A 13,038-nucleotide genomic window follows, 5' to 3' on the forward strand; every position below is an offset into this window, starting at 1 on the left:
TCTCTTTTCGTTGGGAGCGTCTGATGTGTATATGAGACTGCGCTTCTACACGCTCGCCGCCGACGGATCGGCCGCCACGCCCACCGCGTCGGCCAATCCGGCCTTCCTGATCCAGGTACCTGCCGTCGGCGTCCCCGAGCAGGTTGCAAAGAATCAGTTCGTCGTGCAGAAAAGCATCGGGCAAGTCGATGTGCTCGAGCAGGAACGCTGGGCGTCGGCGCCGGCCGACGAGATTCGCAGTGCGCTTTCGTCGGCGCTGGCGCGTCAGCTCGATACGATCGACGTCGCCCATTCGGCCTACCCGCCCGGCGTACCGGTGTACCGGGTAAGCGTGGACGTACAGCGGTTCGAATCGTGGCCTGGCCAGCGTGCCGTGCTCGATGCCGTGTGGAGCGTGCGCTCGCTCTCCAGCCAGCGCGTCACGACCTGTCACACTCACGCGAGCGTGCCGGTGACGGCGGGCTACGACGCGCTCGTGACCGGGCACCGTCAGGCGATCGGCCAGCTTGCGACGGAGATCGCCGGCACGGTACGCGCAATGGCGACCGCGCAGCGCATCGCCAAAAACGTCGATACGGCGTCGCCGGCCATGCGCTGCCCTGCCGCACCCGAACAGTCATGACGCCCGCCGGCAACGCGCCGGCGCAGGGGCGGCGCCGGCAAAAGCGGCTGTTCCGCGCATCGCGCCGCGTGAGCACGACCGTGGACGAACGCCAGGCTGCGTGTCCCGACTCGACTCATTGAAGAGATTGGCTGATCGACCTCCGGCTGCTCAACCGAAGCAAGCGAGGTCTGCGAACGATGCAGGCAGGCAACAGGCGCAATCGAGCGCATGCCGCGCATGCGCGCCTTCCGACATCGACGACGCGCGCATCGAGGCGGGCCGATTTCACTGCATTGAGAGAGGGTGACGATGGCGACAACGACGCGTCACGCGTCGCGCTCGCCGAGTATCCGCTGAAGAAGCCGTGCGAGGAACATCCGCTCCTCCACCGTCAACGGCCCCATGGCGACGGCCTCTGCTTCCGCGATGATGGCGGGGACACGCTCCGCGATGGCCATGCCTGCCGGCGTGAGCGTCAGCACCAGTGCCCGGCGATCCCGGTCATCCCGGCACCGCACGATCAGCGCGCGACGTTCGAGATCCTGCGCCAGACGCGTGAGGCGGCTGGTGCCGCACCCGAGCACGCTCGCGAGCCGCTGGCACGACATCGCGCCGCCGCGTGCGAGCTGAACCAGCGCACGCCCCTGCGAGGAGCGGATACCGAACGCCGCCAGCATGGTCTGGTCCAGCACGTGCTTGATCGCGAGCTGCGCGCCCAGCATCGTGCGAAATCCATCCGCCTCGCGCGATGCGTCACCCAGGCCGGAGCGTGCGAGCGAGTCGGGCACGTACTGCATTACCGCGGGTTCAGGACAACAGGCGCGTCCGACCGGTAGCCGCCGCCGAGCGCCTTCGCCAACGCGATGTCCTGGCCGATTCGCCGGCCGTCGATGTCGAGCAGCGCAATCCGTTCCTGAATGACGGCCTGCCTCGCCTCGACCGCGGTCAACTGGCTCGCCAGCCCGCGCTGGTAGTGGGCCTCGGCGCTGTCCTGGGTGAACGTCACCGCGCGGATCTTCTCGGTTTGCAGGGCCGCCTCGGCGTCGAGATCCTGCAGCCGGTTGCCGCTCGTCGCCACGTCGCGCACGGCGTTCAGCACCGACTGGTTGTACTGCAGGATCAGCAGGTTGCTCGCGGTGCGGGCGTTGCCGAGGTTCGCGTTGAGCCGCCCCCCGTCGAAGATCGGCAGGGTCAGGCCGGGCACCAGGTTGATCTGCTGGCTGGCATGCGTGAACAGGTCGGCCAGATGCAACGCATTGACGCCGAAGAATGCCTTGATGTCGAAGCTCGGATAGAACGCGGCCTTCGCCGCGTCGATCTTGTCGAACGACGCTTCGACGTACCAGCGCATCGCCTGCAGATCCGGGCGGCGCGCCAGCAGTTCGTACGACAGTGTCGCAGGCAACGCGGACGGCGGCGCCGGCAACGGCACGGGCCGGATCTCGGCGAGATCGTCCGGCCCCGCGCCGATCAGCGCGCGCAGGGCTTCGCGCTGTTGCGTGATGCGCCCCCGGGCGGCCACGATCTGCCGTGCCGTGGCCAGCTGCTGCGCGCGGGCGACCTCGGTCTGCGTCTGCGGCTCGAGCCCCCGCGCCGCCCGCGCGGCGTGCGCATTCAGCGAAAACGTCGCGACGTCCTGCAACTGCTGCAGCAGCTCGATGAGCCGATAGGTGGTCTGGATACCGTAGTAAAGCTGCACCACGTCCGCGGAAAGCTCCAGTTCGACGGCAGACGTCTCGACCACCCGCGCGTTGTGCACCCCCAGCGCAGCCGCCACCTGTGCGCGCGCCTTGCCCCAGATATCGATGTCGAGGCTCGCGCCGAGACCGACGATGCCTTCCGTGTACCACGGCCCGGTTGCGCCAATGAGCGGTTCATTTCCTGAATAGGCGCCCAGGAAGCCGTTGCCCGACACGCGCTCGCGGTCCACCGAGGCCAGTGCCCCCACCTGCAGGCCGGTGCCCGATTTCACGAGGTCGACGTCGGCCTTGGCCTGCGACACGCGCGTCCGCGCGATCGCCATCGTCGGCGAATCGGCCAGCGCACGCCCGACCAGCGCGTCCAGTTGCGGATCGCCGTAGCGCGTCCACCAGCGCGCCGACGGCCAGCCGTCCTTCGCCAGATGGATGTCATCGGCCAAGCGGATGCGCTCGGCGTCGAGCGTCGCCGCCGGCTTCACGTCATGACGGATCAACGCACAGGCGGACAGGCCGCACAGCAACACCGCGACGGAGATACGGCGCAACGATGAACGGAAGGGACGAATCAACGAATCAGTCATGCTTGCGAAGCTCGAGAAGTCAATACTGGACCGGCGGGTTCCGGCGCCCAGGCGGGCAAGCCCGAGATCTGGCCGGCCAGGCTTTCAGCCCGGGTCGTCAGCCGGTCGTACGCGGCCCGCAGGGCATCGGTCGGCCCGGCCGCAAGATCCGCCGCGCAGCATTCGGCCAGCGCATCGAGCGACGCGCGCGGCGGCGCGCTCACCGTCAGCGGATGCGCGGCCAGCGCGTCCGCATAGCCGTCGAGGCATGCGGCCAGCTCGTGCTGGAAGGCGGTTGCCGCGGTCGCGGTTCGCACCGGCCACGACGCACGTCGCTCCGCGCCGAACGCGTTGACCGCCAGCAGGATTTCCCGGGACCGGGCCAGCAGCGCCTGCATGCGCAGGGTCAGGCCTTCGTGCTCGCCGTCCGCCATCTGCCATCCCGGCTCAAGCGCGACGCGCGCCGACATCGCCTCGCTGTCGCCCAGCTCGCTCCAGAGGCCGACGGGCACCGGCTGAACCGTCTCCGCACGGAGATGCTCGCCGATCCGGCGCAGCAGCCGCGCGGCGCGCTGGCGCAGCGCTTCGCCTTCCGCCTCGGGCCACAGGCACGCATGGACGACCGTCGACACGACGACACCGAGCAGGATCCCGATCATCCGGTCGCGGATTTCGGTGAGGTCGGTGGTCGGGCCGAATTTCTCCAGCAAGGCCAGCGCGAACGTAAACACGATCTGCGTGCCGGCATAGCTGATGCGTTCCGACCCGGCGGACACCCACGCGCCCAGTGCCACCACCGGCAACGTCATCATCAACAGGCCGACGATATCGTCGAGATGCGGCACGACCCACACGACCATCGCGAGCGCCAGTGCGCTGCCGACCGCGGCGCCGCCGATCCGGAGCGCCGCCCGCTGGGTCGTGGCGCCGAGGCTCGGCTGTGCAACGATCAGGCAACTCAGCATCATCGTGTGAATGCCGGGCCAATCGGTCGCGACATAGAAGACGTAGCTGAGCAGCGCGGCCATCAGCGTCTTCAATGCGAACTGCACGTAGGCGGGATTGGTCAACGCGTCGGGAACCAGCAGGCGCGCCTTCTCGGCCGGAGACGGGGCGGCCGGCGGGGCGGCGGATCGATCCGCGAACGCCAGCAACGCGTCGCGCATTTCCGCCAGCGCGCCGGGCAAGCCGTCCGTCGGCAAGTCGACCAGCGACGGCGGCGCGACGAATCGCGCGCCCGTTTCGATCGCGTCGTCGAGACCGCGGCATGCGTCGCGCAGTGCGCGTATCGCGTCTGCCGTCGTGCCGGCCGCGGCGTCCTGCAGATGGCCGGCCGCCGCGTACAGGCGGGACACCGTCGCCACCCGTGCGAGATGCAGCGCCTGATTCGCGCGATACGACGCATCCCGCATCGTCGCAAAGCGCAGCAGCTTCTGGAGCGTCAGCGCACCGGCCTGGATGTCTCGCGCGCCCGGCCCGCCGGCTGCCGATGCGCGACGGTCGAGCCGGGCCAGCGCCGCATCGATCGCCGTCAGCTGGCCGCGCATGGCCGCCTCGAGCTGACGCACCGGTTCCGCGGGCAGGAACAGCGTATTGATCGCGAGCGTCACCGCGATCGCGTAGTTGACCGCGACCCACACCCACAACGTGGTGCGCACCAGCAGTTCGGCCTGGTCGGTTCGATCGACGAACGTCTGCACGTAAATGACGACGATCGCGACGATGAAGAACACGACCCCGATCTTCGCCACCCGCATCATGTAGACGCTGAACAGGAACAGCACGCTCGCGAGCAGAATCCGCAGCAACGGATAGTCGTAGGTGAACTTGAGCACCAGGATCGCGCTGCCGACCGCCACGGTCGAGCCGATCACGAACAGCACGCCGATCAGCCGCGTCACCACCACGTTCGCCTGCGTCACGTAAAACACGACGATCAGCGACAGCGCCAGCAGCGGCACCTGCAACGCCATCGACGCGACGATGACGAGCGCGCTCGCGAGCACGCAACGCAGCGTCACGTTCAGGCGCCCCGGGTACGGCCGGATTTCGCCGCCGATGAAGCGGGCGAAGCGCTGCAGGCGGCTCGCGGCGGGATGCCCGGCGCTCATGTCACGCTCACCGTGCCGCATCGTGCACGGCGGCGCCCGGCCGCAGCGTGGCCACCGCCGAGGTGCCGATCCGGAACGTCTCGGGGTCCGGGTTCCGCACCGCGATCTTCACCGGGAAACGCTGCGACACGTGCACCCAGTTGATGCTGCGCGCCACGCGCGGCAAGCCCTCCAGCACCACGCCGCCGTCGTCGGGCAACACCCCGTAGCTGATCGAATCGATCGTGCCGTCGAAGCGCCGGCCCGTGTCGCTCATCAGGTAGACGGTGGCCGGCATGCCCGCGCGCACGTCTTTCAGGTCGGTCTCGCGGAAATTGGCGATCACATACCAGTGACGCGTATCGATCAGCGTGAAGACCGGCTTGAGCGCGGATGCGAACTGGCCGACCGTCGTGCGCAACGCAGCCACCCGGCCGTCGAACGGTGCGCGCACTTCGGTGAACTCGAGGTTCAGCTCCGCGAGGGCGATCTGCGCATCGACTTCCGCGCGCTGCGCCACCAGCGCATCCACGCCGCTCACGGCCGCGGCCGCCTGCTGCGCCTGCAGCATCGCCGCGTTCAGCTCCGCCTGCGCCGCCCGTTGCGCGGTACGCGCCCGATCGACATCTTCCGCCGACGTATAGCCGTGCGCGAGCAGCGGCTCGACGCGATGCAGCGTATCCGTCGCCTGGTTGGCCTGCGCGCGCGAGCGCTCGACCGCCGCCTTCACGGAATCGGCGTTGTACTGCTGCGCATTGACCGAGCGCTGCGTCAGGGCGATCTGCCTGTCGAGCGTGACCCGTCGGGCACGCGCCTGATCCAGCGCGTCCTGGTAAGGCCGCGGGTCGATCCGGAACAGCAGGTCGCCCCGCTTGACCGGCTGGTTGTCGCGTACCGGCATCTCGACGATCTTGCCGTTCACTTCCGGCACGACGTTGATCGTGTCGGCATAGACATAGGCGTCGTCGGTCGTCGGCGCACGATCGAGCCGCCACAGGACGACGCCGAGCAACACCAGCGCGGCCACCACGATGAGCCAGGTAACGATGGACTTTTTGCGCGATGCGCCGGAAGCGTCGGACATAACGGTACGCGTGATCAGTGAGGAAAGAAGAGCAGCCAGAACGCCATCGCGAACACCGCGGACAGTGCGGGGTAGCCGATCGCCACCGGCGCGAGCAGATCGCGCTTGCCGCACTTGCCCAGCGCGACGTGGACGACCACGGTGCCCAGCACGCCGCCGACGATGCAGAACAGCCAATCCGGAAAAGCCGCGCCGAATACGGCAACCGACGGCGCGGGCGCGCATCCTTCGAGCAACAGGCTTGCCGCAATCGAAACGATGGTCAGGGCGATGGACGAACGCATCTGCAAGGTACTCACGACAACGGGCAGGGACGGCATGACGGGATGCCGGCGAATGGCTTCATGGATTGAACGAACAGGGCGCGAGAACGCGCGGGCGGGTGGCCGCGACAGCCGGACGCGGGTTCCGCCGCCTGGCGGAACACCTGTCGGGCCGGGATCGGGCACCGCGCGGCTCGATCCACGATGTTAGAGGGCGGGGCACGGCCGGAGAATCGTGAAATCGCACAACGACACTGTGAAAATCTCCAATGCCGGGCTTCGCCGGCCGGCGCCGTGCCGCCGGTCGAGCCTCGCGAGCATGCCGCCGGGGTGCGGCCTCGGCACCCCGACAGCGCGCGCCGGCCTAGAACGTATGACGCAGGCCGACCACCGTACCGACGGTCGTACCGGGCCCCTCGTGCAGCGCACCGTTGATCGCGAGCCCGGTATTCATCAGGCCGTGGTTGTGAACCACGCCGACCTGCCCGTAAACCGTCGTCGCTTTCGACAGGAAGTACCGCAGCCCGATCGCGGTCAGCACCGAGCGGTTGCCGGTATCGTTGCCGTCGCTCGTCACCCATGCGCCCGCATCGGCTTCGACGGCAGGCGTGATGGTGTAGCTTGCGCCGGCGCCGTACACGCGGCTGTCGAACCCGCCGCTCACCTTGTAGAGCGCATAGGAACCCTTGACGGTCAGGTCGCCGAAACTGTATGCCGCGCCGATGGTGCGGCCGGTAAACGGGACGGTGCTGGGAATCGGCGTCCCCGCCGTGCCGCCCGCGTTGCCGTTGTAGAGCGCCGCCGTGACGAGGAATCCGCCTCGCTGGTATTTGAGGCTCGCCGAATACTGCCGCCCCGCCTGGAAATCGCCCGCCTTCCCGCCCAGTCCGAACATCGCGCTGCCCTGGAAGCCGGCGATGTCCGGGCTCGTATACGACACCGCGTTCTGGTTGAACAGCCCCGTCACCAGCACGCTGTCGACATAGATGACGGCACCGCTGCCGAAATACGCCACGTCGCGCGGATCGGTGCCGATCAGCGACAGCACGAACGGCGAGTATTGCAGGCCGGCCTTGACCGCCCCGAAGCCGCCGCTCAACCCGATCCACGCCTGGCGGCCGAACATGTTGCCGTTCGAATTGCCGAATCCGCCGCTCGGGATGTCGATGCCGCTCTCGAGGACGAACGTGGCCTTCATCCCGCCGCCCAGATCCTCCACGCCCCGCAAGCCGAATCGCGATGCCGACGCGGCACCGTCGACCATCGCGAACTGGTGGCCGGCGTTCGCGCCGGTCGCCGGATTCAGCGACTTGTTCGTGTAGAGCACGGCGGCATCGAGCACGCCGTAGAGCGTGACGCTGCTTTGCGCATGCGCCATGCCGGACGTCGCGCCCAGCGACGCAGCAATGGCCAGGCCGAGCGTTCCCTGACGCCATGTCGATTTCATGTCTATCCTCCAACCCAAGATCGTTATTTTCAATGTCGCGTCACGGCTGGATGCCGATCGGCGCTTTCGCTACACGTCACAACAGGTCCGTCACGGCCGGTTCTCGCGCCGCGCGGATGCTTCCCGATCCGGACGCGTCACGTCCGGCAGAAACTGAACATGCGTCGACGCGATCGACGACGCACATGGCCTTCATCGACGGCATTGCATGTCGAGCGACAGGCAATCGCCGCGGGCCATCCGGCATTCGCTACCGACGCGATCGAGCCGTCACCGCCCACGCCGACCCGTGCCGACCCGCGCGGGCCAACGTTGCGGCCGCGGCCATGGCAGGCCGATCCGGCCCGATGCCGCACTCGGCTGAGGAAGGGAAAGGCGGGCGCCATCGCGCGACGGGCGGCGCCGCGCACGATGGCGCCCGTGCGTCAGGAGGCGAACCTCGTCGGGCCCGCAGGGGTGATCGGCAGCAGGCAGGTACAGGTCGATGACGTCTGACCGATCGGCGATGCGGTAGGCACAAAGGACTCCTTGACATACTTCCGGTAGGGCTCGATTCGACGAAGCACGTCGGTCACGATGTCATGCGAAACGAGGATGACCGTATCGCAGCGCCGGATCGACGTGAACTGAATGCAAGACTAAAAGCAGGCCCGGTGGATGTGCCCCCCTCCAAAGGGGAGGCCGGCGCGTGGCGACGGGGGGGCGCGATGCGACTCCCCCCCTACCGTGGGAAAACCCTCATCGCAGTGGTGGCGACTATCATTAACATGATGTGGTGCATTCCGGACTCTCCCCCATGAACTTGCCGTCCGAATCCGATGAGCCTCGTTGGAATCTCTCGCTGATACAGACAAAAATGGCGCCGCCGCGCCCGCCCCGGTTCCGCGTCGCGCGGCGGACGCTGTCGAAGAAGCTGGCCGCGGCGGCCGAGCACGCGGTCACGCTGGTGATTGCGCCGGCAGGGTTCGGCAAGACCACGACGTTGTCCGAATGGTGCGAAGTGCTCCGCACCCGCCATCAGCTCGTCGCGTGGCTGAGTCTCGACCATGACGACGACAATCCCGACCAGCTCGGCGCCTACCTCGTGGCTGCGTTGAACCACGGCACGGGCGGCATCGGTCAGCAGGCCGAAAAGCTGCTGCGCAACGATCCGATGACGCCCGGCAAGACCGTCATCTCCGTGCTGCTCAACGAGATCGCCGCGTGCGGCAAGCAGGTCTTTCTGATCCTCGACGATTTCGACCGGCTCACGTCTTCCCCGGTATGTGCGGTGGTGTCGCGCCTGTTGCGCTACGCGCCGGCCAATTTCCACGTGCTGCTCGGCGTGCGCGGTGAGCCGAGGCTGGCGCTTGCCCAGCTCCGGACTCACGGCCAGCTTCTGCGGATCGACGAATCGGACCTGCGCTTCTCCGCGGACGATGCACAGGCGTTCTTCGCGCGTACCGCCACCGCGCCGCTCGACCGCGGCGCCGTCGAGATGCTGACCGACGCGACCGAAGGATGGATCACGGGCTTGCAGCTCGCATCGTTGTCGCTGAAGGAAGAAGCGGACGCCACCAAGGTCGCGCGCGATCTCGCCGGCAATCGATTCGGCATCGACGCCTATCTCGACGACGCCGTCCTGTCGCACCTGCCGCGCCCCGTGTATCAGTTCCTGCTGCGGACATCGATCGTCGATCACCTGAGCCCCGGCCTCTGCGACGCCATCATGGGCGCCGGCGCCCGCAGTTGGGAAAAGCTCGACTGGCTCGAGCGTCACAACCTGTTCATCCGCGCGCTCGACGACGAGCGGCAATGGTTCCGCTATCACGCGCTGCTGTCCGACGCGCTGCGGCGGCGTGCCGCCCGGCAACTGGCCGATGAATTGCCGCGACTTCACCAGCGCGCCAGCCAGTGGTTCGCGAACGCGCGGCAATGGCCGGACGCGGTGCGTCACGCGCTCGCCGCCGGGGACACGCTGCAGGCCGCGATCTGGGTCGAGAACTGCGCGGCAGCCTTGATGGATCGCAGCGACGTCAACACGTTGTTGAGCCTGATCGGCAAGCTGCCGCGTCAACTGGTGAAGTCGCGGCTGCGCTTGCGACTGGCGAACGCATGGGCGCTCGCGTTCCTGATGCGCATGCCGGAGGCCGGCGACGTGCTGCGGCACGCGCAATCCGACTTCGAGCGCCATCATGCCGATCGCACACGGACGGAAGGCGAACCCGACACGGCGCTGCCGATCGAGATGATTGCCGTGGATGCGGCCATTTCCGGCTTCGACGACGACAGCTACCGGTCGCTCGAGCTGGGGCGCGAAGTCGTCCTCTCGTCGCTGCCCGCGTCCGCATGGGTCAGGCGGCTCGGGGAAACGGCGCACATCTTCGGCCTGATCTACGACAGCCGCTTCGACGAAGTCGAGCGGCTCAGGCAAGGCGCTGCCGCCGTCCCGGCCGACGATCACGACTTCATCTACGCCAACGTCTACCGCGAATGCATGTTCGGGCTGAACCTGCTGGTGAACGGCCGCCTGCCGGAAGCGGCCGCGCTGCTGGAATCGGCGATCGCGCATGCGGAGGCGAACGTGTTCCGCCATTCGGCGGCGGCGGCGGTTCCCGCGGGCTACCTGGCGGCACTCTGCTATGAGCAGAACGATTTGTCCCGCGCGCGGCAACTGATCAACGACCGCTCGGCCATCACGGCGGAAGCCTGCCCGCTCGGCTCCCTGTCGAGCTACTGCCGCACCGCGGCGCGGCTTCATGCACGCAACGACGACATCGCGTCCGCGCTGCTGTGCCTGCAACAAGCGAGCGAAATCGCCGCCTCCCGGCACTGGCTGCGCATGCGCGCCTCGTGCGACGCGGAGATCGTCCGGCTGTGTCTGCAGCAGGGCTGGGTCGATCGCGCCACGGAAGCCGCCGACGCACTGGACGCGCTGATGCCGGAGCAGATCCCGACGCCGATGGGCAGCTTCATCGAGACGTGGGCAAGCTGGTGCGAGATCAAGGCACGACTCGACCTCGCGACAGGCCGGCCGGACCGCGCGGCCGAACGGCTGCGCGAGTTGAGGACCACGCTCTCCCGTGCCGGGATGACCTACCTGGAAGCACGGATGTCGCTGTTGTACGCGGTGGCGCTCCAGCAGGAACACGCGCATGAGGCGGCGTCGGCCGCGCTGACGGACGCGCTGCGCTATGCGCAGCCGAACGGCATGATCGGCAGCTTCGTCGATGAAGGCGAACCCGTGCTGCGCCTGCTGACGACATGGAACCGCGATACGTCCGAGCGCGGCGGCGTTCAACCGGCCTTCGTGGAGCGGCTGCTCGCCGCGTTCGATGCGCATCGCGCCCCGGCCGACGACGGCGACGCGCGCGACGCCCGGAACCTGCTCAGCACGCGCGAGATCGAGATCCTCAATCACATTGCCCGCGGCATGTCGAACAAGGAAATCGGACGGGCGCTGTGCGTCGCCCCCGAGACCATCAAGTGGCATTTGAAGAACATCTTCGAGAAGCTCAAGGTCGGCTCGCGCTTCGAGGCCGTCCAGAGCGCGCTCGGCGTGACACCGGCCGAGCGCGGCAAAGCCAGGGAAGCCAATTCCTGAAACAAACGCAACGTATCGTATTCCTGACGATCAGGTTATCCCACCCGGCATAAGAGAGCGAATCGACGTTGCTCGTCCGGAGCGGCGACGTTCGACACCCAGCCGCTGAACAGCGTTCGCGCCGTTCGGCTTCATCCCCCAGGAAGGAGTTCATCGATGAATAAACTCACCACCGCCGCCGGCGCACCCGTTGCCGACAACCAGGACGTGCAGACCGCCGGCCCTCGCGGCCCCATGCTGCTGCAGGACCTGTGGCACATGGAGAAACTGGCGCACTTCCATCGTGAAGTCATCCCGGAACGCCGCATGCACGCGAAGGGCTCGGGTGCGTTCGGGATCTTTACCGTGACCGGCGACATCACGCAGTACACCCGCGCCAAGGTGTTTTCGCAGGTCGGCAAGAAGACCGACCTGTTCGCCCGCTTCTCGACCGTGGCCGGCGAGCGCGGCGCGGCCGACGCCGAACGCGACATCCGCGGCTTCGCGGTGAAGATGTACACCGAGGAAGGCAACTGGGACCTGGTGGGCAACAACACGCCCGTGTTCTTCTTCCGCGACCCGCTCAAGTTCCCAGACCTGAACCACGCCGTCAAGCGCGATCCGTACACCAACCTGCGCAGCGCCGAGAACAACTGGGATTTCTGGACGGGGCTTCCGGAAGCCCTGCACCAGATCACCATCGTCATGAGCGATCGCGGCATTCCGCGCGGCTACCGTCACATGCACGGCTTCGGTTCGCACACGTACAGCCTCATCAATGCCGCAGGCGCGCGTCATTACGTGAAGTTCCACTGGATCTGCCAGCAGGGCATCGAGAACCTGAGTGACGACGAGGCGGCAGCCGTCGTGGCGAAGGATCGCGAAAGCAGCCAGCGCGACCTGCTCGAAGCCATCGATCGCGGCGACTTCCCGAAGTGGACGCTGTGCGTGCAGATCATGACCGAAGCACAGGCGCAGACCTACCGTTTCCACCCGTTCGACCTGACCAAGGTGTGGAGCAAGAAGGACTTCCCGCTGATCGAGGTCGGCGTGATGGAGCTCAACCGCAACCCCGACAACTATTTCGCCGATGTCGAACAGGCGTCGTTCGCGCCGTCCAACCTCGTGCCCGGCATCGGCCCGTCGCCGGATCGCATGCTGCAGTCGCGCCTGTTCGCGTATGCCGACGCGGCGCGCTACCGCCTGGGCGTGAACCATCACCAGATCCCCGTCAATGCACCGAAGTGCCCGTATCACGCGTTCCATCGCGACGGCGCGATGCGCGTGGACGGCAACTACGGCCGCACCATCGGCTACGAGCCCAACACCCGCAACGAATGGCAGGAGCAACCGGCGTTCGCCGAGCCCGTCGAAAAGCTCTACGGCGATGCCAATCACTGGAATTTCCGTGAAGACGATGACGACTACTTCACGCAGCCGGGCGATCTGTTCCGCTTGATGACGACTGAAAAGCAGCAGCTGCTGTTCGCGAATACGGCGCGCAACATCCACGGCGTATCGCAACCCATCATCGACAAGCACATCGAGCACTGCACCCAGGCCGATCCTGCGTACGGTGCCGGCGTCAAGGCCGCACTGGACGCGCTGAAGGCCGGCAAGCTGTAAATCCTCCGCGCTCGCCCCCGTGCGGCTCGCGTCCACGGGGGCGCACTCGACGGTGCGTGGCCACGATCGATCGAGCTGGCGGATCCCGCCAATCCGGCAAGG

General features: G+C 67.4%; 9 protein-coding genes. 3 read left to right on the forward strand and 6 right to left on the reverse strand.

What is annotated here, in order from left to right; genetic code table 11:
- The coding region (locus tag JYJ84_RS02375) for a membrane integrity-associated transporter subunit PqiC (RefSeq protein ID WP_205189112.1) at positions 1-622 on the forward strand (622 nt) is incomplete at its 5' end.
- A 308-nt stretch (positions 623-930) separates the two neighbouring features.
- Here JYJ84_RS02375 and JYJ84_RS02380 read toward each other — a convergent pair.
- From JYJ84_RS02380 to JYJ84_RS02405, 6 genes are all read right to left on the reverse strand, one after another.
- Positions 931-1,401, reverse strand: coding sequence for a MarR family winged helix-turn-helix transcriptional regulator (locus JYJ84_RS02380; protein WP_122948467.1), 471 nt, complete (start codon positions 1,399-1,401; stop codon positions 931-933).
- Positions 1,401-2,885, reverse strand: a complete 1,485-nt coding sequence (locus JYJ84_RS02385; RefSeq protein WP_122948466.1) for an MdtP family multidrug efflux transporter outer membrane subunit — start codon at positions 2,883-2,885, stop codon at positions 1,401-1,403. The genes JYJ84_RS02380 and JYJ84_RS02385 overlap by 1 nt, the downstream gene beginning before the upstream one ends.
- Positions 2,882-4,975: an FUSC family protein gene (locus tag JYJ84_RS02390; protein ID WP_122948465.1), complete on the reverse strand. Its 2,094-nt coding sequence runs from the start codon at positions 4,973-4,975 to the stop codon at positions 2,882-2,884. Before JYJ84_RS02390 ends, JYJ84_RS02385 begins: the two co-directional genes overlap by 4 nt.
- A 7-nt stretch (positions 4,976-4,982) precedes the next feature.
- A complete protein-coding gene (mdtN, locus tag JYJ84_RS02395; protein WP_122948464.1) occupies positions 4,983-6,038 on the reverse strand; it encodes a multidrug transporter subunit MdtN in 1,056 nt (351 codons plus the stop codon).
- Between the two features lie 14 nt (positions 6,039-6,052).
- Positions 6,053-6,487, reverse strand: a complete 435-nt coding sequence (locus JYJ84_RS37590) for a YtcA family lipoprotein (RefSeq protein WP_240201821.1) — start codon at positions 6,485-6,487, stop codon at positions 6,053-6,055.
- Between the two features lie 178 nt (positions 6,488-6,665).
- Positions 6,666-7,748: a porin gene (locus JYJ84_RS02405; protein WP_122948463.1), complete on the reverse strand. Its 1,083-nt coding sequence runs from the start codon at positions 7,746-7,748 to the stop codon at positions 6,666-6,668.
- An 856-nt stretch (positions 7,749-8,604) separates the two neighbouring features.
- Between JYJ84_RS02405 and JYJ84_RS02410 the strand changes: the two genes are divergently transcribed.
- Both JYJ84_RS02410 and JYJ84_RS02415 read left to right on the forward strand, forming a co-directional pair.
- Positions 8,605-11,331 carry a LuxR C-terminal-related transcriptional regulator gene (locus JYJ84_RS02410; protein WP_164462771.1) on the forward strand — a complete coding sequence of 909 codons (2,727 nt, stop codon included), beginning with the start codon at positions 8,605-8,607 and terminating at the stop codon, positions 11,329-11,331.
- Positions 11,332-11,487: 156 nt separating this feature from the next.
- Positions 11,488-12,936, forward strand: a complete 1,449-nt coding sequence (locus JYJ84_RS02415; protein WP_122948461.1) for a catalase — start codon at positions 11,488-11,490, stop codon at positions 12,934-12,936.
- Positions 12,937-13,038: the final 102 nt, after the last annotated feature.

It is taken from the genome of Burkholderia sp. LMG 13014 (assembly GCF_905232215.1).
Taxonomy (GTDB): Bacteria; Pseudomonadota; Gammaproteobacteria; order Burkholderiales; family Burkholderiaceae; genus Burkholderia.